The following is a 22,217-nucleotide window of genomic DNA, read 5'->3' as shown; positions in this document are numbered from 1 at the left end:
AGGTATTGGATCAGTTGATGATTTCGCCGCCCGCGACGGTCTGGCCGTCTTTCAGCCCAATCGTCAGGCTGTCGATATAGGCGTTGGGTTTGGTGCCATCATAGGACACCCCGTCGATGAAATCGGCAGAAGGTTCGCGGTAACCGTTGGCGTCAAAATCGAACTCGTCAGCGGTGGCATGGCCATCAGCGATCAAAGCCTCGGCAGCAGCTTTGTAGATATCGGGTTTGTAGACCGATTTCGCGGTTTCATCGAACCACGCATCCGGTTTGCCCTCGGCAATCTGGCCCCAGCGACGCATCTGGGTCAGATACCAGACTGCATCAGAATAGTAGGGGAAGGTGGCGTTATAGCGGAAGAATACGTTGAAATCGGGGGCAGGGCGGGTGTCGCCCTTTTCATATTCAAACGTCCCCGTCATCGACTTGGCAAGCACCGCCGCATCCACACCAACATAATCCGGGCTGGACAGGATCTGCACCGCTTCGGCCCGGTTAGCGTTGTCATTTTCATCCAGCCAGATCGCGGCGCGGATCAGCGCTTTGGTCAGCGCAATCGTGGTCTGCGGATTGGCCTCGACAAACTCCGCCGTCAGCCCGAACACCTTTTCCGGGTTGTTCTTCCAGATGTCATTGTCGGTGATCACCGGCACGCCAATGCCCTTGGCCACCGCGGCTTGGTTCCACGGCTCACCCACCGCGTAGCCGTCAATAGTGCCAGCTTCCAAAGTCGCAGGCATTTGCGGCGGTGGCGTCACTGAAATCAGCACATCGCCACCGATCTGGCCCGACACATCATCCGCCGAGTAAAGCCCCGGATTGATGCCACCAGCGGCCAACCAATAGCGGAGTTCATAGTTATGCGTTGATACCGGGAACACCATGCCAAGGTTGAACGGCTTGCCCTCGGCGGCGTAAGCCTCAATCACTGGCTTCAGCGCAGCAGCCGAGATCGGATGCGCAGGCTTGTCGCCCTCCATCTTAAGGCCGGGCTTCATCGCCTCCCACACCGCATTGGAAACCGTGATCGCATTGCCGTTCAGATCCATCGAGAACGGCGTGACCAGTTTCGCCTTGGTGCCATAGCCAATCGAGGCCGCAATCGGCTGCCCCGCCAGCATATGCGCGCCGTCCAACTCGCCGGAAACCACGCCATCCAGCAGCACTTTCCAGTTCGACTGCGCCACAAGCGTTACCGACAGGCCTTCATCTTCGAAAAAGCCCTTTTCCTTGGCAATCGCCAATGGGGCCATGTCGGTCAGCTTGATGAAACCCAGCGTCAGTTCGGATTTCTCAATGCCGGGAGTTTCGGCGAAGGCGGGGACGGCAAGCAGGGCGGTCGTGGCAAGCAGGCTGGCGAAACGTGTCATATCTGGGTCCCGGATGGCCCCGAGGCGGGGGCGTTGAAATGCAAAAAGCCGCCAGATCCCATGCCCATTCAAGGCAGTGGATCGAGCGGCGGTGCTCGGATTTTTCCCAACTTTGGGGGTCGGCGGTGAAGGCGTCATTGCCTTCGGCTTGTGTTAAACATGCCGATGCTGCGTTGCAGCGTCAAATCATCCGTGTCGGATTTTGCGCGAATTGTGGCGATTTCGCATGCGCGGCATCGGGACGCCGCTTTTTTCAGCGCACAGGCGCGGTCAGGTCGAAAATCCGGGCATCAAAAAAGCGGTCGGCGGGCAGAATCAGCTGGCCGCGCTCGGCAGGAACGGCAGTGGGCTGCGCCAAAGCACCCTCCAGTTTCTCGGATGCGCTTGGCAAAATGGCTCCGGCCGGGCGCAAATGCAGGCGGTACAAATCACTGCGGAACACGCCAGCGGCAGCATCTGCGGCCTCTGCCACATCCAGCCCATGCCGCCCCGCCAAAGATGCGCCAATCCACGCCGCCTGACTGCGCCATGGAAAACCCGCAGCCCCCTCAAAGAACTCGATCAACTGCGGAGTCAGGTGCTCGGTGCCATCCGGCGCGGTCGTAATCCGACCCGTCAGCGCCCGCTCCACCAGTTCCGCCGAGACCGGAATACGCCCCTGTGCCGTCAGCATCTCAGCCGCGATAATGTGGTTTTCCGCCCGCCCCAACCAACGCCCCGCGCGCCACAGCGCCCGCAGCAACGGCCCAACCAGCGCGGGCTCGGCTGCGGCCCAGCCCAACCGTGTCGCGAGGACCTTCTCTGGTGCCCGCGCCCACAAGGCCGACGTCGGCAACAACAGGGTGCCGGAACCGTTTTCCACTGCGACTGACCCCCAAGGTTCGCCGACGCAGAACAGGTCAATTTCACCAGCCTGCAGCGCCTCGGCCATGCGCGGCGGCGGCACAGTGCGGATGTCCAGTTGCGCCGCACTCGCGCCGGAGGCGGCCAGCCAATACTGCAGCAACTCGCGGTGCATCGAAAACGTATAGGGCACACCGATGCGCAGATTCGGAGAAGCGGCCAGCAAAGCCCGCCCCGCCGCCGCAGCATCGGCGAAATCAAAGCCATAGCCCGCGCCAGCCATCTTGGCGGACAAAGCGTTGGAAATCCCGATCACATTGCCGTTCAGGTTCAGCACGCAAAGCGCCTCAAACCGCACCGGGCCACTCCCCAGCCCCAAGGCCATCGCAACAGGCACGGGGGCCAACATCTGCGCCGCATCAACCTGACCCACCGCCAGCATATCGCGTAACGCCGCCCAACTGGGCGCGGTGTGCAGGTCTAACGACAGGCCTTCTTCCTCGGCAAAGCCCAAAGTCTCGGCGATGATTAAGGGCGCAGCATCCAGCAGCGGCACATAGCCAAGGCGCAACGGCACGCTCATTTCAACAAATCCGCAGACATCACAAGCGCCGCTGCGATGTCTGCCAGCTTGCGCCCCTGATCCATCGCGGTTTTGCGCAGCAAAGCGTAAGCGTCTTCCTCGGACAGACCCCGCGCCCGCATCAAAATCCCCTTGGCGCGGTCAATCGCCTTGCGTTCTTCCAGAGCCCGGCGAATCTCAGCCAACTCAATCCGCATCTTTTGCAGCATATGAAACCGCGCGATGGCCGCATCCAAGATCGGCTTGATCCGATCCGCCCGCAGCCCATCCACAACATAGGCCGACATTCCCGCCTCAATAGCAGCTTTGGTCAGGCTGCCGTCGCTTTGATCAACAAACATCGCCACCGGGCGCTCGGTCGGCCCCGTTGCCAAGGCCAACTCCTCCAGCACATCGCGCGACGGATTTCCGGCATCAATCAACACCAGATCCGGGTTGCGCTGGGCGATGCGGCGCGCAAGTCCGGTCTCCTCGGCAATCACCATCACATCAAAATCACCCGCATCGCGCAGGCCATCAACGATCAGCATCGCGCGGGCGCGGTCCTTTTCAACCACAATGATGGAAAGTCTTTGTACCATGCAAATGCAAGATGGCGATGCGACACGCGAGGAAAGCGCAACTGCAATCAACAGGGCCAGCAACAGGCTATATCCTAGCCTGTGCTATAACATTGGGCAGACGTCGTGCTCGTGCATTGAAAATGTGCGGGGGGCGAAGTTTTCGGGTCCCCCCGCGCGCTTCCCTTGCAACCGGAAAACTAAGATCAGCAGATAGGCCTTCGAATTGTTTCCTTCATAACAAACATTGAAAACTTGCCAATTATGTTATAAAATTAACATAACGTCACAGTTCAGGGACTGCAAAAGTGAACGCAAAAAACCGCCGTATCATGGCGCTGTCGCTGGCTTTGGCAGAGCGAAAGGTGATCCACCTGAAAGAAGCTGCGGCGTTGATGCAGGTGTCAGAAATGACGGTGCGGCGCGATGTAGCAGAAAACCCCGATCTGTTTGGCACGCTCGGCCCACATATCATTGCGGCGGGCAGGCCTGATCTTGAGGCCCCCTATGCGATAGGCCGTGCTGCCGAAAGCCATTCCGTCGCCAAGCGTCAAGCCTCCATTCATGCCCTGCGCTATTTGCAACCGGACGAAACCGTGTTCATAGATTGCGGCAGCACACTGATCCATCTCGTTGATCTCATCCCCGCCGATACCCGGCTGACGGTGGTTTGCTATGCTTTCAACATTGCAGATCGTTTAATTGCAAAGCCAAATATTACACTTATCCTGCTGGGTGGTGTCTATCACCCCGCCTCGGCCTCTTTCGCCGGGGCTTCGGGGGCCGACACGCTGAACGCTTTGGGCATCAATGCCTCCTTCCTGTCCGCCTCTGGCATCGACCAACAGCGCGGCGTGTCTTGTGAACAATTCCACGAGGTGCCGATCAAGCGCAAAGCGATGCAGATGGCGCAGCGCCGCTATCTGGTCTGCGACCAAAGCAAGATCTGTCGGGTGCGCCCCGCGCATTTTGCGGATACCGATGATTTTGACGCGATAATCACCGAAGCGGGTCCGCTGCCGCTGGATGGCACAAGCTGGCAATCCGGCATCGTGGCAAATTAATGTTGTGAATATAACAAATATTATGGTATAAAAATAACGCAATTAAGCAATACGCCGAATCGGCACGAAGGTTGCGCGTTGGATTGCTTTGAAGATCAGATGCAGTGGAGGGCGCGCGGTGACAATATTGCAGCCGGAAATACAGGCAGACATTGCAAGGGTGCAGCGGGCAACTTTGCACGATGGGCGCAACGCAGGCATGCCGCTTGATCTGGAATGGGTGGCCCAAACCCGCGTCAACCAATCTGCCACCGATCGCCGCGTCGCCAGTCTGCCCGGTCGGCGCAGCGTCAAAAAGGATGCTCAGGCGGCTTGGTTATTGAAAGCCCTCACCTGCATCGACCTCACCACGCTCAGCGGTGACGACACCGCCGGACGCGTCCGAAGGCTGTGCGCCAAGGCGGCACAGCCATTGACCCCCGCCCTGCAAGACGCCCTCGGCATGGCCGACCGCCGCATCACCACAGGCGCTGTCTGCGTCTATCACCGCTTTGTCGCCACGGCGGTTGAAGCCCTTGCAGGCACCGGGGTTCCCGTTGCCGCCGTCTCCACCGGCTTCCCAGCAGGCCTTGCCCCGCATGACGTAAAACTGCGCGAAATCGCGGCTTCGGTCGCCGATGGGGCCGCTGAAATCGACATCGTGATCACCCGCGAACATGTGCTGACCGGCAACTGGCAAACCCTCTACGACGAGATGCGCGATTTCCGCGCCGCTTGTGGCGATGCCCATGTCAAAGCCATCCTTGCTACGGGCGAATTGAAAACCCTGCGCAATGTCGCGCAAGCCAGCCTTGTATGCATGATGGCGGGCGCAGATTTCATCAAAACCTCGACCGGGAAAGAGGCGGTTAACGCGACACCTGCGGTGACGCTGACGATGATCCGCACCATCCGCGCCTACCATGATCGTACCGGGTACCGCGTTGGCTACAAACCCGCGGGCGGCATCGCCACCACCAAAGACGTGCTGCTGCAGCAGTTCCTGATGAAGGAAGAATTGGGTCGCCCTTGGCTGGAACCCGATCTGTTCCGCATCGGCGCGTCCTCGCTTCTGGCCGATATCGAACGCCAACTCGAAACCCATGTCACGGGCGGCTATTCCGCTTTCAACCGACACCCGATCGGATAACCGATGAATATTGCAAAGTATTTCGACGATATGTCCTATGGTCTTTCGCAAGAATCCGACAACGAGGCCCGCGCTTGGCTCGCCCGCCACAACCACAGCTTTGGCCATTTCATCGCAGGCAGCTTCACCACGCCGGATCACAGCTTCCAAACCTTCGAGCCCGCCACGGGCAAACCGCTGGCAAAATTAGCCCACGGCACAACGACAGATGTAGATGCCGCCGTCACTGCCGCCCGCAAAGCCCAAGCCCCATGGGCGAAACTCTCCGGCCACGCCCGCGCCCGCCATCTTTATGCCCTCGCCCGGATGATCCAGCGCCACGCCCGCCTGATCGCCGTGGTCGAGGCCATCGACAACGGCAAACCCATCCGCGAAACCCGCGACATCGACGTGCCCCTCGCCGCCCGCCATTTCATCCACCACGCCGGATGGGCGCAACTGCAAACAACCGCTTTCCCCGATCACGCGCCCGTCGGCGTGGTCGGCCAGATCATCCCGTGGAATTTCCCGTTCCTGATGCTGGCATGGAAACTCGCCCCCGCCTTGGCTTTGGGCAACACCGTGGTGCTGAAACCCGCTGAATACACCTCGCTCACCGCGCTGCTGTTTGCCGAACTGGCCCAAGCCGCTGGCCTTCCCGCAGGCGTGATCAACATCGTGACCGGAGAAGGCGACACCGGGGCGCTGCTGGTCGATCACCCCGGCATCGACAAAATCGCCTTCACCGGATCGACCGAAGTTGGCCGCCTGATCCGCCAACGCACCGCAGGCACGGGCAAATCCCTAACCCTGGAACTCGGCGGCAAATCCCCTTTCATCGTGTTCGATGATGCCGATCTCGATGGCGCTGTCGAAGGCGTCGTCGATGCGATCTGGTTCAACCAAGGCCAAGTCTGCTGCGCTGGCTCTCGCCTCCTGCTGCAAGAGGGCATTGCCGAAGATTTCATCCGCCGCCTGAAACGCCGGATGGAGACTTTGCGCCTAGGCTCCCCCCTCGACAAGTGCATCGACATGGGCGCCATCGTCGCCCCGGTGCAGGCCGACCGCATCCGCGCCCTCGTGGCGCAGGGCGTGGCCGAAGGCGCGACCCTCTATCAAGTTGCGATAGATATGCCCGAGAACGGCTGCTTCTACCCGCCAACCCTGCTGACAAACGTGCAACCCGCCCACACCGTCGCGCAGGAGGAAATTTTCGGCCCCGTTGCCGTCACCATGACCTTCCGCACCCCGGATGAGGCCATTCAACTCGCCAACCATTCCCGCTACGGCCTCTCCGCCAGCATCTGGAGTGAATCCATCAGCCTCGCCCTGCAAGTCGCGGCCAAGGTCGAGGCGGGCGTCGTCTGGGTCAATGCCACCAACCTGTTCGATGCAGCGGTCGGCTTCGGTGGCCGCAAGGAATCCGGCTTTGGCCGTGAAGGTGGCCGCGAAGGCGCTTATGAATACCTTAAGCCCAAAGCCATGCTAGGCCGCAAACTGCGCCCAACGCAGCCGCCAATCACCGCCCGCGCGGCTTCGATAATCGAATTCGCGGCCCCAACCATCGACCGCACCGCCAAGCTGTTCATCGCAGGCAAACAAGCCCGCCCCGATGGTAACTACTCCCGCCCGGTGCTGACCCCGAAAGGCGCACTCATTGCCGAAGTCGGCGAGGGCAACCGCAAGGATATCCGCAACGCCGTCGCCGCCGGCCGCAAGGCCGAAGGTTGGGCCAACACCACCGCCCACAATCGCGCGCAAGTGCTGTACTACATCGCCGAAAACCTCTCCGCCCGCGCCGCCGAATTCGCAAGCCGCATCAGCGCCATGACAGGTCAAAGCACAGCCAAAGCCGATGCCGAGGTCGAAGCCTCGATCGAGCGGCTGTTCGGCTACGCCGCTTGGGCCGATAAATACGAAGGCAGCGTCCACGCCCCACCCCTGCGCGGCGTGGCTTTGGCGATGGTTGAGCCCATCGGCGTCGTCGGGGTGATCTGCCCGCCAGAAGCCCCGCTTTTGGGCCTGATCAGCCTGACCGCGCCGCTGATCGCCATGGGCAACCGCGTGATAGCAGTCCCCAGCGCGCCGCATCCGCTGTCGGCCACCGATTTCTACGCGGTGCTGGAAACCTCTGATCTGCCCGATGGCGTGCTCAACATCGTCACAGGTGATCAACAACCCTTGGCGGAAGCCCTGGCCACTCATGCCGACGTTGACGCACTCTGGGCCTTCGGCTCGGAAGCCCTGTCCGAGTCAGTGGAACGCCTCTCCGCCAGCAACCTCAAACGCACATTTGTCGATCACGGACGCCTCACCGATTGGCACCACCCAAGCGCCGAGGGTGCAGACTGGCTGCGTCACGCAACTTCGGTAAAGAACATCTGGATACCTTACGGAGTCTGAACCCGTTATACGTGTCAGAGGGCCAGCGATGGCCCTCTGACGCGCCTTAAACCATCTCGCCCCATCCGGTGACGGCACGACCGCCAAACACCATCTGCCGGATCATCGGTTGCGTCAGCGATGCCGAAAACCCCATCGCGGGCGCGCTTGCGCTATCCAGCCGCTGCATTTGCGCCGCAGTCAGCGTGATCTCACAAGCCGCGATATTGATTTCCAGTTGCGCCACGCTGCTGGCCCCGATCAAGGTCGAGCTCACACCGGGCCGCGCCATCACCCAAGCCAACGCAACCTGTGCCAGCGGGCGACCCTGTTCCTGCGCCACAGCGCGCAACTCCGCCAATATATCCCAGTTCCGTGCAGTGAATTTGCTGTCGCCAAACGGATTGGCGCCGCTCAGTCGTCCGCTGCCACTGGTGTTCTCACGCTGATACTTTCCGGTCAGAAAACCACCCGCCAGCGGGCTCCACGGCATCACGCCCATCCCGGCCTCACGCGCCGCAGGGAAATGCTCGCTTTCCACATCCCGCGCCACAAGCGAATATTCCAACTGCATCGCAATAGGTCCGGGAACCCGGCGTTCAGCGGCAATCGTCGCGGCCTTCATCGCAAGCCACGCGGGCATATCCGAAAACGCATAATAGCGGATCTTCCCCGCCCGCACCAAGTCGCCCAGCGTTTGCACAATTTCCTCAACCGGGGTGACGCCATCCCAGATATGCATCCAGTAAAGATCAATGTAATCCGTGCTCAACCGCCGCAGCGAGGCATCCAGCGCGCGATGAATATTCTTCGCCCCCGCCCCCCCCGCGTTCGGATTGCCGCCGCCCGCCTGCGTCGCGGTCAGTGGGCTGGCCGAGCCATTGAAGCCAAATTTCGTCGCCAACACCATCTCGTCGCGGGATTGGATTTGCTTGATGAACTGCCCTAGCAGCACCTCGCTTTCTCCACCCGCGTAGATATCGGCGGTATCAACAAAATTCCCGCCCGCCGCCCGATAGCTGTCAAAGATTTCCCGCGCTACAGCGTCATCGGCATTCCAGCCCCCCGGCCCGAAGGTCATGGTGCCAAGCGCAAGCGGGCTTACGACAAGGCCCGAGCGGCCCAACGTGCGATAATCGGTCAAAGACATGATGTTTCCTAATCCATAGTGATCACTATGGATTGCTTAGACCGCTTGCCAGCGCGGGTCAATCCGTTTAATAGTGATCACTATGAAATCCACCGCCCCCACCCGCAAACCCGGTCGCCCGCTGTCGTTTGATCGTCAAGCCGCCTTAAAGCAGGCGATGCTGACGTTTTGGCAGCATGGCTATGAGACAACTTCGATCAACGATCTGACGGCGGCGATGGGCATATCCGCGCCCAGCCTCTACACGGCCTTTGGTGACAAACAGCAGTTGTTTCTGGAGTCGACACGGCTTTACGCCACAGCGCCCGAAGATTTGCAGCGCCAGTTGGATCAAGCCCCCACTGCCCAATCTGCCGCGCGCGCTATGCTCTACGCCGCCGCCCACGGCTTTACCGGCACATCCACCCCGCGCGGCTGCCTTTTGGCCAGCGCAACCGCCAGCGGATCAAGCACCTCGCAAGCCGTTCAACACGCCGTCGCAGCGATACGGCAAGATATCATCACGCGTCTCACCGCGCGGATCGCCCAAGACATCACCAGCGGCGCGCTGCCGCCCGCAACCAGCGCCGCTGCTCTGGCTGCGATGGTTGTCGCAGTGATCCAAGGCATGTCGATTCTCGCCCGCGATGGCAGCACGCGCGAAAGCCTGCTCGGGATCGCCGATTGCGCGCTGACCTGCTGGCCCGCCTGATTACGCCGCCAGCTTGATCGCGCCTAAGCCAAACAGCGCGCCACCGCTCCGCCCTGCTTGCTCCACACGTCATACCAAGCGGTAAACAGCTTGAACTGCGCCTCTGCATAGCCGCGCTGGCTGGCGCTAAATACGTCAGTTTCGTTAAAATGCAGCGCATATTCCGCCTCGCCCTGCAACTCCAACAGGTATTTGAAATACAACACCAAATCCGGGCCTTCATCGAACGATGACAGCACGGCAAACGCCGCTTCCAACTCCAGCGCCTTCTGCCGCGCCTCAACATCGCCAGCCGCCGCCGCCCGTGACAAATTGCACAGCGTCAGCACCGGGCGCGGCAACACGCAGCCAATCCCGGTGATAGCCCCCGAGGCCCCACAGTTGACAAACCCGTTCACCACTCCGGTATCCACCCCAACCATCAGCGTCACGCCATCACCAGCCGAGGTGATAAACTCCCCCGCATAGCGCATCTCGGCAGGGCCGCCGAATTCCTTGAAACCGACCAGATTGGGATGCTCGGCCCTGAGCGCGGTGAACAAATCAGCGCGGGTGACAAAGCCATAATACGGGCTGTTGTAGATCACCGCAGGCAGATTGGGCGCTGCCGACAAGATCGCTTTGAAATGCGCCTTCTGCGCGCTGGGCGAGGGGCCGCGTGACAAAACGCGAGGAATAACCATCAACCCATGCGCGCCCACTTCCGCCGCGTGCCGCGCGAGCGCCACAGCCGACGCGGTATTGATCGCCCCGGTGCCGACCACAACCTTGATCCCCGCCGCCACCAGCCGCGCCACACCTTCCATCCGCTGCGCATCGGTCAACAGCGGCCAATCTCCCATCGAGCCGCAATAGACCACCGCCGACATCCCCGCCGCGACCAACTCCCGCGCTTTGCGTACCAAAGCGTCAAAATCCGGGCGGCGGTCTGGCGTGCAAGGCGTCATCAACGCGGGAATCACCCCTGAAAAGATCTCGGACTGCATCTGCTTAATCCCTGTGATAATCGCGATTGGCCCCTGTGACGCCATGAGGCACCTGCCGGAGGAACCATCTCTCCGCAATAATATACATATTGTATTTTACTTGTCTACAAAAAACTTAGGCTAACCCTACAAAGCAATATCCTGTCGCTGATCCCGCGCCATCAGCCGCTGAATCTGCCCCACAATCTGATCCGCATGCGCCTTCGCCAGCACATCCGCGCGCGCCACATCCCGTGCCGCAATCGCCGCAATAATATCCTCATGCTCGGTGATCACCGAAGCCGGCGGTCGGTCGTCAAACGATTGATAATACAACCGCAATATCCGCCGCCCCTCATCCAGCAGCCGCAAGAACAGCGACAGATAATACGGATTCCGCCCCGCCTCGGCGATAGCCGCATGAAAATCCCGATTGGTGCCGATCATCGCCAAAGCGTCATGCGCCTCAAACGCGGCCAGATACTCCGCCTGATGCGCCCGGATCACCTCCAGATCACCCGCCCGCCAATTCTGCGCTGCAAGCCGGGTCGTCACCCGGTACATCAGGGTGATCGCATCAAAAAACGTATGCAGGTTCACAAAGTCGATCTGCGCCACCATGGTAGACCGGTTCGGCAACGTGTCGATCAAGCCTTCCATCGCCAGCCGTGTCAAAGCCTCGCGGATCGGCGTGCGTGAGATCGCAAACCGCTCCGCCAGTTGCACCTCATCAATCGGGCTGCCGGGCGGCATCACCAGATCAAGAATGTCATCGCGCAAAAGATCATAGACCATCTTGACGCCCGACCCGCGTTTGCGTTCAGGCGGGGCAGGGGGCGAGTTGTCCATGAAATCATCCTTCTGTGGCCCCCACAGTTACGGCCACGCCCCCCGCCAATCAACCGCTTCGCGTGCCGCCCCTGCCCAGTGCGCCCACTTTAGCCGCGATCATTCCTTGGAAAAACTTGCCGCATGGGCCTCGCACAGCGCATCTTCCAACAATAGCCCCGCCCGATAGCCGTCCAGAGCCGCAGGTCGCGTCACTCCCGTCAGCAACCGCGGGCAGGGCTCTGGCGCGCCGATCACGGTCCTCACCGGCAACCGCTCGGCATAGATCGGCAGCGCGTAATCTTCATCCTCATCCACCACCCCCCGCGCCCGGATCTTGGCCGAGGCGCGCTCAATCTCCATCGCCACCACCGCCGTCGCCTTCACCTCTTGCGCCAAACTCGCCCGCAACATCGCACTGCGACCGGGATAAAGCCGATCCACCACCGCCATCAGCGCCGCCGCCTTTTCGGCAGGGTCGTCCAGCAACCGCGCATGGCCAAACGCCATCACAGATCGGTAATCCGCAGAATGGTTGAACCCCGAGCGCGCCAACACAAGGCTGTCGAGATGCGTCACCGTCAGACAGGCGGCTTGGCCCTTGCTTTGGTTGCGCAGCATCCGGCTGGCGCTGCTGCCGTGCCAATACAGCGTAGACCCCTCGCGCCAGAACAAAGTCGGCGTGCAATAGGGTGCGCCGTCAATCACATAAGACACATGGCACAGCACCGCCGCATCCAGCAATTTATGCACAGTGTCATGGTCGTAAAAGCCGCGATCATGGCGGCGCTTCAACTGGTTGGTTGCGTCGACGGGACAACTTTGCGGTGCCATTGCTATGCCCTCACGCACCAAAATCGGCGCGAATATCTTCCAAACGCCGCTTCTGCACCCCACTGGCATCGAAGTTATCCGGCGACAGCCACGCTTCATAAGCAGGCTTCAGCTTAACCCAATCCTTGTCGATCATCGCAAACCAAGCGGTGTCCCGGTTCAACCCCTTGATCACGAAATGCTGGCGAAACAGCCCCTCATATTGAAAGCCAAACCGCAGCGCCGCCTGCTTTGACGGCAGATTGTCATTGTTGCATTTCCACTCAAACCGCCGATAGCCCAGCGTATCGAAAGCATATTGCGCGAACAGAAACAAAGCCTCGGTCGCCGCCGCCTTGCGCGCCATCAACGGCCCCCAATAGATATTGCCAATCTCCACCACCCCATTGGCCGCATCAATCCGCATCAAGGTCTGCCGCCCCGCGACCTTGCCCGTCGCTTTGTCGATGATCGCAAAGTAAATCGGGTCGGCACTGGCCGAAACCTTCTCCACCCAAGCGCGGAAACTGGCCTGATCCTCGGGCGGATTCTCCGCCAGCCAAGTGAACTTCGCATCGGCATCCATGGGGACCGAGGCATCGTAAAGCTGATCGGCATGCTTTGCCTCCAGCTTTTCCAGCCGCACAAACCGCCCCTCCAGCGGCACGGCTTCGGGGCGTGGACGCGATGTCCAATGCTGCATGTTTTCGGCCATTTTGATGCTCCTTCGGCAAGGCTATGCCCTATGGCTAGAAGGATACCGGATAGATATACAGAGCCAGTAATCGAAATAATCATCCAGCCAGTATAAAGCATGGATTACCCATATGAGCAGAACCGCCGCCGCCCCGTTTCAAATTCAAATCCCCCTCAACCGAGGCCTTTCAGCCGCTCCACTGGCCGATCAAATCGCCGCACATCTGCGCACAGCGGTGCTGGCGCAAACCCTGCGCCCCGCCGAGCAAGTCCCCTCCACCCGCGCGCTCGCAGCCGCCTTGGGCGTGTCGCGGATGACCGCCGATACCGCCTATGCCCAACTGATCGCCGAAGGCTACTTAGAGGCCAAACCCGGATCAGGCACCCGAGTCGTCCCACAAGGCCAGATCAGCATACCTCTGCCCCCCGGCACAAAATCCAAACCCCCGCTACGTACCGACTTGCCCCCTCGCGCCGCCCTGCTGGCCGAGGTAGCGCGCAATCTCACCGTGCAAGCCGCCATCCCCCTCGCCATCAGCGCCCCGAATGAAACCCTCGCCCCCGGCAAAGCATGGACCCGCATCGCCATCGCCCAAGCCCGCACCCCATGGCGCGACGCCGCCTACAGCGGACCACACGGCCTGCCAGCCCTGCGCATCCAGATCGCCGAATATGTCCGCCGGATGCGCGGCATCACCTGCACGCCCGACCAAATCCTGATAACAGCAGGCACTCAGCAAGGTCTGTCGCTTACCGCCCGCGTGCTGTTCCAACCCGGAGATCAGGTCTGGCTGGAAAACCCCGGCTACATCCCTTTGCGCGCCGTGGTGCAAGATGCGGGCCTCATCGCAGTGCCCATCCCTGTCGATCATGATGGCCTCAGCGTAGCCGCAGGTCTGCATCTCGCCCCCCATGCCGCCGGAGCCTACGTCACCCCCTCGCACCAATACCCTTTAGGCGCGGTGCTGACGATGGAGCGGCGCTTGGCCTTGCTGACTTGGGCGCAGGCGCGCAAGGCTTGGATCATCGAGGACGACTACGACAGCGAGCTGCGCTACGATGGCCGCCCCATTCCAGCCCTCGCGGGTTTGGATGCCGCCGAAGGTGCGGTGATCTACCTTGGCACTTTCAGCAAAATGCTGTTCCCCGGCCTCCGCTTGGGCTACCTGATCGCGCCCACGCGCCTAGCCGACGCCTTCGCAGGCGCGCGCATCTTAGCCGACCGCCACGCGCAAAGCACCGATCAGCGCGTGCTAGCCGAATACCTCGCAGGCGGCCATTACGACGCCCATATCCGCCGCATCCGCCTGCTGTTCGCCGCCCGCCGCGCGATCCTCTTGGCGGAATGTGCCGCCCAACTGACCGATTTCGGCACCGTCGTCCCCGGCGATCAGGGCATGCATGTGCTGTTCCGCTTCCACACCCCCTTGGACGATGTGCATCTTGCCACCACCCTGCGCGGCCTCGGCATCGAAACCCGCGCCCTCTCTCCCTTCTACGCCCACTCCCCCACTTGCGGCCTGCTGCTCGGCTTCGGCAGTTTTGATGCCGCCCAAATCAAGACCGCCATCACCGCCATCCGCCAAGCCCTGCATCCCCTCACCCGCGAGCCGCATGGCAAACAACAGCCACCCAACAGCTAAAGCATTGGCCTTTCCCCGCCACCACTCTAGGGTCCGCGCAAGACAGGGAGTGCCGATGAAACCGCTGGCTTTGGCAATGACGCTGCTGTGCTGGGCGCAAACCGCCCAAGCCCATCCGCATGTCTTCATCGACACCGGGCTAGAGGTGATCTTCGACAGCCAACACCGCGCCACGGGCCTACGCATCACATGGAGCTATGATGACCTGACCTCGCTGCAGATCATCACCGACAAGGGCCTTGATCCCGATTTCGACGGCAACCTGACGCCCGAGGAAACCACCCAGTTGAACGGCTTTGATATGCACTGGGACGCAGGTTATCCCGGCGACACCTATGCCTCGATGGCAGGCCAGCCGCTACCGCTTGCCGGCCCCTCGGATTGGACCGTCGCCTACAAAGACGCCAAGATCCTCTCCACCCACTACCGCAGCTTCGCCCAACCGATTGAGATCACCCAACCGCTGCTGATCCAAGTCTACGACCCCACTCTCTACGTCGGCTACTACCTGAAACTCGGCACCAACCTGACCAACGCCACAGGCTGCACCGCCCGCACCCTGTTGCCCGATTTAGACGCCGCCCGCGCCAAACTTGATGCCGCCATCGCCGCTCTGCCACAAGATGCCGAAGCCGCCTATCCCGAACTCGGTGCCGATTTCGCCGAAGCGATGGAGGTCACATGCCGCCCAAACTGAAACGCACCCTGCTCAGCCTTGGCGCGCTCCTTGCCTTGATCCTGCTGGCGCTCTGGCTGACAGGTGGCCTCTTGGTGCTGGAACGCTGGGTGATCGAGGCCCAACGCGCCATCCAAAATGAACTCGCCGCCGGAGTACGCGCGATCAAGCAGGGCAGGCCGGGCGCGCTGTTCGCCCTTCTTGCGGTCTGCTTCAGCTATGGCGTGCTGCATGCCGCTGGGCCCGGCCATGGCAAGGTACTGATCGGCGGCTATGGCATGGGCCGCAGGGTGCCATTCTGGTCGCTGGCCAGCATTTCCCTCGCCGCCAGTCTGGCGCAAAGCCTGGTCGCGGTGGCCTTGGTCTACGCGGGCGTTGCCCTGCTCGGCTGGACCCGCGACGCCGCCCAAAATGTAGCACAAGACGTGATGGCCCCGATTGGCACGCTGGCAATCGCAGCAGTGGGCCTCTGGCTGGCAACACGCGGCCTGCGCAAAATCTGGCGGCAAGCGGCTGTGCTTGCGCCACAGGCACACGACCACGACCATCATCACCACCATCATGACGCCGACTGCGGCTGCGGCCATTCCCACGGCCCCAGCCTTGCCGAGCTTAAACGTGCCACCAGCTGGAAAGACCGCGCCGCCCTGATCATCGGCGTGGCCCTGCGCCCCTGCTCGGGTGCGTTGTTCCTGCTGATCCTGACATGGCAACTCGGCATCGCTCTGGCGGGCATCGCAGGCGCTTTCGCGATGGGGCTTGGCACTTCGGTGATCACCGTCGCCGTCGCAGGCATGGCTGTCTGGGCGCGCGAGGGCGCTTTGGCCAACCTGCCATTCCACCGCGTGGCGCAGGTTTTGCCGTGGGTTGAGGTTCTGGCGGGCAGTCTGATCACCCTCATCGCGCTTACCCTGCTGACTCAGACACTGTAACGCCCCCACCCTGGCCTTTCGCGATTTTCCCGCGAAAATACTGGCCAACCCAGCCGCCAAATCTCGCCAGAAAGCCGCCCCCTGTGCAGTTGCAGCACGATTTGCCCCTATATGCGGCAGTTTCTCGCGCATTTCACCACCCTGTGATGCCCGCTAACACATCTGGAATTGACCTTTTGTGCATCCTCCCCCATCTGAACCCCTGAATGGGTCTAGGCTTAGCGTCCGGCATCCTTTGCGATTGCAGCATGGCAGGATTGCTGAGGTTGCATAGCATGACATCTGGCGCGACTTCCGATAACCTGCGAATTACGTTAAGTTTTCCCCGAATCGGGGAGCAGGAGTGAATATGCCGGGTCAGCCGGGTTTGTCCGCGATCATCCACCGCCGCTCCGTCCTGGCTTTGCTGGGTACGGCGGCATTGCTGCAATGCAGCACAAGCCTATCCAGCGCCGCTTGGGCCGACACGGCTGCCCCCGCTGCGGCGACCCCAGAAGTGGTGAATGCAGAGCCATTCAACTTTGATATCCTCACCGCCGCAATGCAGCAACGGGCGACCACGCCACACCAAGCCCCCGCCAAGGTTGAAGGCTTCTTCACCAGCTTCAACTATGACGACTACCAAGCCGTGCAGTTCAACCCGGATCGTGGCCGCTGGGCTGGCCCCAAAGCGGGCTTCAACGTGCAGGCCTTCCACTTGGGCTGGCTGTTCGCCGAACCCGTGCAGATGTTTGAGACCAAAGACGGTATGGCCCGTCCGATGACGTTCTGGACCGACGATTTCCGCTATTACGACCGCGTCGCTGCCCGCGTGCCAAAGCATGAGCCGCTGCCGGGCGTCGCAGGCTTCCGCCTGAACGCACCTTTGAACCGCGCTGATCTGTTCGACGAAGTCGTGGCCTTCCTCGGGGCAAGCTATTTCCGCGCTTTGGGCCGTGACAACGCCTATGGTCTGTCGGCGCGTGGCCTTGCGATCAACACCGGCCTCGGCAAACCCGAAGAATTCCCGCGCTTCTCAAAATTCTGGCTGGAAACCCCCGCCCCCTTCGCCCGCGAAGTCGCGGTCTATGCAGCCCTAGAAAGCGAAAGCTGCACCGGGGCGTATCGCTTTGTGATCCGTCCGGGCGCTGAAACCGAAATCGACGTCACCGCCCGGCTGTTCTTCCGCAACGCGGTCGATCAGATCGGCATCGCGCCCTTGACCTCGATGTTCCTGTTTTCCGAGAAAAACCGCGCCGCCTTCGACGACTACCGCCCCAACGTCCACGACAGTGACGGCCTCGCGATCTATCGCGGCGATGGCGATCACATCTGGCGGCCGCTGAACAACCCGCCACGCCTCGCAGAATCGTATTTCGCCGAAACCAGCCCGCGCGCGTTCGGTCTGATGCAGCGCGACCGCAACTTTGAAAGCTATCAAGACGCCGGCGCGCATTACGAACGTCGCCCGTCGCTGTTGGTCGAGCCTTTGGGCGATTGGGGCAAAGGCGCGGTGCGCTTGGTCGAAATCCCCAGCGCGCTTGAGGTCAACGACAACATCGTCACCTTCTGGGTGCCCGAGGCCAAACCCGTCCCCGGCACCATGATGGAATTCAGCTACCGCCTGCGCTGGGGTGCCTTGGCCGCCGATGTCACCTCGGACATCGCCTTTGTCAAAGAAACCCGCGCCGGGATCGGCGGCGTCTCGGGTGTCGATAACGCCGATGGCACCCGTAAATTCGTGGTGGATTTCGAAGGCGGCCTGCTCGCCTCGCTGCCGCCCGAAGCCGAAGTCAAAGCCATCGTGACGATTTCCGGCGGCGAAATCGCGCATCAGGCACTGTCCGAGATCCCCGGCACCGATTTCTGGCGTCTGGTGCTGGATATTTCCGCCGAACCGGGCGGCACCGTGGAACTAGGTGCCCACATTACGGGTTATGGTAGGAAGTTGTCGGAAAACTGGCTTTATCAATGGGTGCTTGCATGAGTGTAACAATGTCCAGCCACGCAAAACCTGCGACGCAGCAGGCGTGGATGGCCGATGTCATGCTGCCGCCGCATGCGCCGCTGACCATGCCAAAGCAAGTGCTGACCGCACCGCCGGGCAGCTTGATGCGGTCCCTGCGCAGCTGGCTTTGGGCCCTAGCCCCGGGCCTGCGCCGCCTCGGCTGATCCGATGGCCCAAAACGCCCGCGACCGCACCATCAGCGCCCGCGCCTTGGCGATCGCCGCCAGCGTTCTGGCCGCCGCAGCCGCTGGCATGGTGTTTCAGATCTACGGCGCGGCGGACGGTGTGGGCCTGCTGGATGTGCTGCGCAGCACGCTGATCTTCTTTTCCACCTGGTGGCTGGCTTGGGGCGCTGCCACCGCCCTCCTCGGCCTGACTTCGCGCCAACGCCCCACAGTCGCCCGCGTCAGCGGCACCATCAAGGGCCGCACCGTGGTCATCGTGCCGGTCTACAACGAAGACCCGCGCATCACCTTTGCCCGCATTGCCGCGATGGATGCGTCTGTGAAAGCCACCCATATCAATGCGCGCGTCGATTTCGTCGTGCTGTCCGACACCCGTGACGACAAGATCGCGTTGCAAGAACAACACTGGTTCGCCCGCCTGCTCGCCCGTCAGAACGGCGAGGGCCGGATGTTCTACCGCAGGCGCGAAAAGAACACTGGCCGCAAGGCGGGCAACATCGAAGAATTCATCGCCTCCTCCGGCGCAGCATGGGACTACGCAGTAATCCTTGATGCCGATAGCCTGATGGAAGGCGAGACCATCATTGAGATGATCCGCCGCATCGAGGCCGCCCCCAAACTCGCCCTCTTGCAAACCCTGCCGCGTGTCGTCGGGGCCACCACCCGCTTTGGCCGCGCCATGCAATTCGCCGCAGGCTTCCACTCGCCGATCTTCGCGCGCGGTCTGGCCGCCACCCAAGGCCGCACCGGCCCGTTCTGGGGCCACAACGCCATCGTCCGCATCCGTGCCTGGGCCGAAAGCTGTGGCCTGCCGGAACTGCCGGGCCGCGCCCCGTTCGGCGGCCATATCATGAGCCATGATTACGTCGAGGCCGCCATGCTGGCCCGTGCAGGCTGGCTGGTCCGGTTGGATGACGATCTCGAAGGCTCTTACGAAGAAGGCCCCGAGAATATCATCGACCACGCCAAGCGCGACCGCCGCTGGTGCCAGGGCAACCTGCAACATGCCAAACTGGTAATAGCCCCCGGCCTGAAACTCTGGAGCCGCTTTGTCTTCGTCCAAGGCATCTTCGCCTACATCGCCCCACTGATCTGGCTGGCCTCCATTGCAGCCTCGATTGCTGCAGTCTATTGGGTCGAAATCCCCGATTACTTCCCCGAGGCCAACTGGCCGTTCCCAACCTTCCCCAACGACCAAACCCCCAAAGCCATCGGCCTCGCCGTCGGCGTCTTCGGCCTTCTGGTGATGCCAAAATTACTGGTGGCGCTGGATGCCATCTTCACCGGACGCGCGCGCGGTTTTGGCGGCATCGGCGGTTCCTTGCGCGCTATGCTGGTCGAACTGGCGCTTTCCTCGCTCATCGCACCGATTCTGATGGCTTTCCAAAGCCGTTCGGTTTTACAGGTGCTTCTGGGACGCGACGGTGGCTGGCCACCGAACAACCGGGGAGACGGTGGATTGGATATTTCTGAGGCTTGGGCCGCCGGAAGCTGGATCTCTTGGCTGGGCCTTTCGGGTTTGATCGCCACCCATCTTATGGCCCCGGTCCTGACGCTGTGGCTGCTGCCCGTTGGCCTGCCGATGGTAGCGGCCCCGCTGCTGATCTGGTGGACCTCGCGCATCGCAGGGCCTCAAGCGTTTCCGGTGCCAGAAGACACCACGATCCCGCCAATCCTGACCCGCCACAACGCCGTGCTTGCCGCATGGTCGATCACCGCCCCCGCAGCCCCTGCCACGCCGCTGGCGGAGGCCAAGCTTGGCTGAACCCGCGCGCGTCCGGGATTACCGGATTGATCTGCTGCGCGGCATCGCGTTGGTGATGATCTATATCAACCACATCCCCGGCACGATCCACGAGAATTTGACCTCGCGCAACTTCGGCTTCTCCGATGGCGCCGAAGGCTTCGTGCTGATGTCGGGCATGGCGACCGGGCTGGCCTATGGCGCTGTATTCCTGCGCGGGGCAAGCTGGCCCGAGGCTTTGCGGCCATGGAAGCGCGCCTTCACCCTGTGGTGGGTGCATGTGCTGGTGGTGGCCTGCATCCTCGCGCTGTTCGCCTTCACCCAACACGATTCCGAAGTTGCCAAAATGGCGATCAAGCGCAACATCGCCCCCGCGCTGGAAAACTTGGACGGCTTTGCGCTGCCGCTTTCAACGCTCGGCCACCAATTCGCCTATGCCGATATCCTGCCGCTCTATGTCGTGCTGATGCTTTGGGCTCCGGCGCTGCTGGCGCTGGCGGTGCGCTGGCCACGGGCGTTGATGGCGGGCTCGTTGCTGATGTGGTTTCTCGCCGGTCTGGCCCGCTTCACCATGCCAACATGGCCGCTGTCGAATGGCTGGTTCTTCAACCCGTTCTCATGGCAGGTGCTGTTTGTCGCAGGCATGCAGACCGGAATCGCGATCCGGCAAAACCGCCGCTGGTTGGCCGTGCGCAAAGTACCGCTTTGGTTGGCTTGGGGGTTCCTGATCCTCTCCGCCCTCTGGGTACAAATCGGCTGGGTGGCAAACTGGGGCGGCCATACCCTTTGGCTGCTGCACGAATACGCCTATTTCCCGGCGGTCTTCACCTCGTTCGAGAAAAGCTTTATCTTCCTGCCGCGCCTGTTGCATATTCTGGCACTCGCCTACGCCCTCAGCGCCTTGCCCGCCCTGAAAACCGTGGCGAACAGCCCGAAGGTGGCGGGCCTGATCCTGCTCGGCCAACATTCCCTGCCGGTGTTCGCCACCAGCACCGTGTTGGCTTATGTAGCCCAAGTCACCAAAGCGATGAACCCGCCCTCATTCTTGCTCGACACCGCGCTGATCGGTGGCGGCTTGGTGATCCTCTACGCCGTGGCATGGCTGCGCGACGGCCAAAAGCGCCAGCAACAGACCCGGATCGCGGACACGCTCTAAAGGATTTGCTCTTTTCAAAATACTCCCGCCGGAGGCACCTGCGGTCAACCAAAAGAGCCTCCTGCGGGGATATTTAAGCATAGAGGATGAGCCAAGCTGCGCGTGCCCCTAGACGCCCAAGCGGTTATCTTCGATGTTTTCGCGCTTCACCCGAAGCGTGCTTTCGAACTTGCGGTTTTCGATGGTGTAGCGGGCGGCGGTCACGCTTTTGATGTACCGCTCGCCCAACCATTCCCGCATCTGCGGAACGCCCGTCAACCAGCCATAGGTTTCATCGGAGCCGGTGGATTTTACATCCATCGCCAGCTTGTATCAATATGCGGGCGTTGCCGCCATTGCCTTGTTGAAGACGGTGTTAAAGCCGCTGAACATTTCGTTAAGCAGCGAAGCGGTGATATCCATGATCAGATTTTCAGGGGTTCGGTGACGGGGGAAGTGTCAGCTTCCAGTTGGACGCGCAGCTTGCGCACCCACATGCTGGTGACACCGTGTTTGGCGGCGAGTTCGTTCAATATGGCCGCGCGAGGGTACGTCGATTCTGCATCCAGCGTAGTTATCGACGAGAACCGCTAAGATTTCCGCGCCCAAAACCTCTACAAGCTTGCCACCAACTTTTTTGGGAATGTCTACTCTTTGACCGCCAAGGCGCTCAACCACGATCAAAGCCTTTTGTTCTCCGCAAGCGGTGATCAGGGTAGCGGCGACGTTGGAAACAGAATGTGTGTAAGCGTCCGGTGAACCTGCCTACTTTTTTGTCGGCTTCCACTTCTTCGCGAGCTTGAGGACTGCGAGTTTGAGTTCGTCGGTTTCGGGGACATTGGGGTCGAACGGCGCTCCATGCC

At 61.4% G+C, this 22,217-nt stretch carries 20 protein-coding genes; 11 read left to right on the top strand and 9 right to left on the bottom strand.

The genetic code is table 11. From position 1 onward, the window contains the following. Positions 1-10 precede the first annotated feature (10 nt). The 3 genes from ACP7AP_RS18840 to ACP7AP_RS18830 form a co-directional block, all read right to left on the bottom strand. Entirely contained in the window at positions 11-1,369 is a 1,359-nt protein-coding gene (locus ACP7AP_RS18840) for a CmpA/NrtA family ABC transporter substrate-binding protein (RefSeq protein WP_426036609.1), read from the bottom strand. Between the two features lie 253 nt (positions 1,370-1,622). Beyond that, positions 1,623-2,795: a CmpA/NrtA family ABC transporter substrate-binding protein gene (locus ACP7AP_RS18835; protein ID WP_426036607.1), complete on the bottom strand. Its 1,173-nt coding sequence runs from the start codon at positions 2,793-2,795 to the stop codon at positions 1,623-1,625. Further along, positions 2,792-3,376 (bottom strand): ANTAR domain-containing response regulator, encoded by a 585-nt coding sequence (locus tag ACP7AP_RS18830; RefSeq protein WP_426036605.1) that lies wholly within the window; start codon positions 3,374-3,376, stop codon positions 2,792-2,794. The genes ACP7AP_RS18835 and ACP7AP_RS18830 overlap by 4 nt, the downstream gene beginning before the upstream one ends. Positions 3,377-3,663: 287 nt before the next feature. Here ACP7AP_RS18830 and ACP7AP_RS18825 point away from each other — a divergent pair, with 287 nt between their 5' ends. The 3 genes from ACP7AP_RS18825 to ACP7AP_RS18815 all read left to right on the top strand — a co-directional run bounded on the left by ACP7AP_RS18825 (position 3,664) and on the right by ACP7AP_RS18815 (position 7,930). Beyond that, a complete protein-coding gene (locus tag ACP7AP_RS18825) occupies positions 3,664-4,419 on the top strand; it encodes a DeoR/GlpR family DNA-binding transcription regulator (protein ID WP_426036603.1) in 756 nt (251 codons plus the stop codon). A 127-nt stretch (positions 4,420-4,546) separates the two neighbouring features. Next, on the top strand, positions 4,547-5,548 hold the full coding sequence (gene deoC / locus ACP7AP_RS18820) for a deoxyribose-phosphate aldolase (RefSeq protein WP_426036651.1): 1,002 nt from the start codon (positions 4,547-4,549) through the stop codon (positions 5,546-5,548). Positions 5,549-5,551: 3 nt separating this feature from the next. Continuing rightward, on the top strand, positions 5,552-7,930 hold the full coding sequence (locus ACP7AP_RS18815; RefSeq protein WP_426036601.1) for an aldehyde dehydrogenase family protein: 2,379 nt from the start codon (positions 5,552-5,554) through the stop codon (positions 7,928-7,930). Between the two features lie 46 nt (positions 7,931-7,976). Here the strand turns inward: ACP7AP_RS18815 and ACP7AP_RS18810 are convergent, their stop codons facing one another. After that, positions 7,977-9,059 carry an aldo/keto reductase gene (locus ACP7AP_RS18810; protein WP_426036599.1) on the bottom strand — a complete coding sequence of 361 codons (1,083 nt, stop codon included), beginning with the start codon at positions 9,057-9,059 and terminating at the stop codon, positions 7,977-7,979. A gap of 82 nt (positions 9,060-9,141) precedes the next feature. On the opposite strand from ACP7AP_RS18810, the gene ACP7AP_RS18805 reads away from it, so the two are divergent. Further along, positions 9,142-9,750 carry a TetR/AcrR family transcriptional regulator gene (locus tag ACP7AP_RS18805; protein ID WP_426036597.1) on the top strand — a complete coding sequence of 203 codons (609 nt, stop codon included), beginning with the start codon at positions 9,142-9,144 and terminating at the stop codon, positions 9,748-9,750. 23 nt (positions 9,751-9,773) lie between these two features. On the opposite strand, the gene ACP7AP_RS18800 is transcribed toward ACP7AP_RS18805, so the two are convergent. The 4 genes from ACP7AP_RS18800 to ACP7AP_RS18785 all read right to left on the bottom strand — a co-directional run bounded on the left by ACP7AP_RS18800 (position 9,774) and on the right by ACP7AP_RS18785 (position 13,071). Continuing rightward, entirely contained in the window at positions 9,774-10,736 is a 963-nt protein-coding gene (locus tag ACP7AP_RS18800; RefSeq protein ID WP_426036595.1) for a dihydrodipicolinate synthase family protein, read from the bottom strand. Positions 10,737-10,862: 126 nt separating this feature from the next. Then, positions 10,863-11,564 (bottom strand): GntR family transcriptional regulator, encoded by a 702-nt coding sequence (locus tag ACP7AP_RS18795; RefSeq protein ID WP_426036593.1) that lies wholly within the window; start codon positions 11,562-11,564, stop codon positions 10,863-10,865. 99 nt (positions 11,565-11,663) lie between these two features. Then, on the bottom strand, positions 11,664-12,377 hold the full coding sequence (locus ACP7AP_RS18790; protein ID WP_426036591.1) for a pyridoxamine 5'-phosphate oxidase family protein: 714 nt from the start codon (positions 12,375-12,377) through the stop codon (positions 11,664-11,666). Positions 12,378-12,387: 10 nt separating this feature from the next. Then, positions 12,388-13,071 (bottom strand): GNAT family N-acetyltransferase, encoded by a 684-nt coding sequence (locus tag ACP7AP_RS18785; RefSeq protein WP_426036589.1) that lies wholly within the window; start codon positions 13,069-13,071, stop codon positions 12,388-12,390. A gap of 112 nt (positions 13,072-13,183) precedes the next feature. On the opposite strand from ACP7AP_RS18785, the gene ACP7AP_RS18780 reads away from it, so the two are divergent. The 7 genes from ACP7AP_RS18780 (at position 13,184) to ACP7AP_RS18750 (ending at position 21,375) form a co-directional block, all read left to right on the top strand. Beyond that, positions 13,184-14,695: a PLP-dependent aminotransferase family protein gene (locus tag ACP7AP_RS18780; RefSeq protein WP_426036587.1), complete on the top strand. Its 1,512-nt coding sequence runs from the start codon at positions 13,184-13,186 to the stop codon at positions 14,693-14,695. A gap of 55 nt (positions 14,696-14,750) precedes the next feature. Beyond that, entirely contained in the window at positions 14,751-15,392 is a 642-nt protein-coding gene (locus tag ACP7AP_RS18775; protein ID WP_426036585.1) for a DUF1007 family protein, read from the top strand. After that, complete coding sequence (locus ACP7AP_RS18770; RefSeq protein WP_426036583.1) at positions 15,377-16,303, top strand: nickel/cobalt transporter; 927 nt, start codon at positions 15,377-15,379, stop codon at positions 16,301-16,303. Before ACP7AP_RS18775 ends, ACP7AP_RS18770 begins: the two co-directional genes overlap by 16 nt. A gap of 349 nt (positions 16,304-16,652) precedes the next feature. Then, positions 16,653-18,269, top strand: a complete 1,617-nt coding sequence (locus ACP7AP_RS18765; protein WP_426036581.1) for a glucan biosynthesis protein — start codon at positions 16,653-16,655, stop codon at positions 18,267-18,269. 8 nt (positions 18,270-18,277) lie between these two features. Further along, entirely contained in the window at positions 18,278-18,454 is a 177-nt protein-coding gene (locus ACP7AP_RS18760) for a hypothetical protein (protein WP_426036579.1), read from the top strand. A 4-nt stretch (positions 18,455-18,458) separates the two neighbouring features. Continuing rightward, on the top strand, positions 18,459-20,240 hold the full coding sequence (mdoH, locus tag ACP7AP_RS18755; RefSeq protein WP_426036577.1) for a glucans biosynthesis glucosyltransferase MdoH: 1,782 nt from the start codon (positions 18,459-18,461) through the stop codon (positions 20,238-20,240). After that, a complete protein-coding gene (locus ACP7AP_RS18750) occupies positions 20,233-21,375 on the top strand; it encodes an OpgC family protein (RefSeq protein WP_426036575.1) in 1,143 nt (380 codons plus the stop codon). The genes mdoH and ACP7AP_RS18750 overlap by 8 nt, the downstream gene beginning before the upstream one ends. Positions 21,376-21,483: 108 nt before the next feature. On the opposite strand, the gene ACP7AP_RS18745 is transcribed toward ACP7AP_RS18750, so the two are convergent. After that, positions 21,484-21,675, bottom strand: coding sequence for a Mu-like prophage major head subunit gpT family protein (locus tag ACP7AP_RS18745; protein ID WP_426036573.1), 192 nt, complete (start codon positions 21,673-21,675; stop codon positions 21,484-21,486). Positions 21,676-22,217: the final 542 nt, after the last annotated feature.

This window comes from Cypionkella sp. TWP1-2-1b2, from assembly GCF_049896245.1.
Classification (GTDB): domain Bacteria; phylum Pseudomonadota; class Alphaproteobacteria; order Rhodobacterales; family Rhodobacteraceae; genus Cypionkella.
This window is presented reverse-complemented; position numbering and strand designations above follow the sequence as displayed.

Coding starts and splice junctions, on each gene's coding strand:
- ACP7AP_RS18785 (WP_426036589.1), bottom strand. CDS start 13,071: ATGGCCGAAAACATGCAGCATTGGACATCGCGTCCACGCCCCGAAGCC.
- ACP7AP_RS18770 (WP_426036583.1), top strand. CDS start 15,377: ATGCCGCCCAAACTGAAACGCACCCTGCTCAGCCTTGGCGCGCTCCTT.
- ACP7AP_RS18780 (WP_426036587.1), top strand. CDS start 13,184: ATGAGCAGAACCGCCGCCGCCCCGTTTCAAATTCAAATCCCCCTCAAC.
- ACP7AP_RS18765 (WP_426036581.1), top strand. CDS start 16,653: ATGCCGGGTCAGCCGGGTTTGTCCGCGATCATCCACCGCCGCTCCGTC.
- ACP7AP_RS18790 (WP_426036591.1), bottom strand. CDS start 12,377: ATGGCACCGCAAAGTTGTCCCGTCGACGCAACCAACCAGTTGAAGCGC.
- ACP7AP_RS18835 (WP_426036607.1), bottom strand. CDS start 2,795: ATGAGCGTGCCGTTGCGCCTTGGCTATGTGCCGCTGCTGGATGCTGCG.
- ACP7AP_RS18745 (WP_426036573.1), bottom strand. CDS start 21,675: ATGGATGTAAAATCCACCGGCTCCGATGAAACCTATGGCTGGTTGACG.
- mdoH (WP_426036577.1), top strand. CDS start 18,459: ATGGCCCAAAACGCCCGCGACCGCACCATCAGCGCCCGCGCCTTGGCG.
- ACP7AP_RS18830 (WP_426036605.1), bottom strand. CDS start 3,376: ATGGTACAAAGACTTTCCATCATTGTGGTTGAAAAGGACCGCGCCCGC.
- ACP7AP_RS18840 (WP_426036609.1), bottom strand. CDS start 1,369: ATGACACGTTTCGCCAGCCTGCTTGCCACGACCGCCCTGCTTGCCGTC.
- ACP7AP_RS18760 (WP_426036579.1), top strand. CDS start 18,278: ATGTCCAGCCACGCAAAACCTGCGACGCAGCAGGCGTGGATGGCCGAT.
- ACP7AP_RS18805 (WP_426036597.1), top strand. CDS start 9,142: ATGAAATCCACCGCCCCCACCCGCAAACCCGGTCGCCCGCTGTCGTTT.
- ACP7AP_RS18795 (WP_426036593.1), bottom strand. CDS start 11,564: ATGGACAACTCGCCCCCTGCCCCGCCTGAACGCAAACGCGGGTCGGGC.
- ACP7AP_RS18800 (WP_426036595.1), bottom strand. CDS start 10,736: ATGCAGTCCGAGATCTTTTCAGGGGTGATTCCCGCGTTGATGACGCCT.
- ACP7AP_RS18775 (WP_426036585.1), top strand. CDS start 14,751: ATGAAACCGCTGGCTTTGGCAATGACGCTGCTGTGCTGGGCGCAAACC.
- ACP7AP_RS18815 (WP_426036601.1), top strand. CDS start 5,552: ATGAATATTGCAAAGTATTTCGACGATATGTCCTATGGTCTTTCGCAA.
- ACP7AP_RS18810 (WP_426036599.1), bottom strand. CDS start 9,059: ATGTCTTTGACCGATTATCGCACGTTGGGCCGCTCGGGCCTTGTCGTA.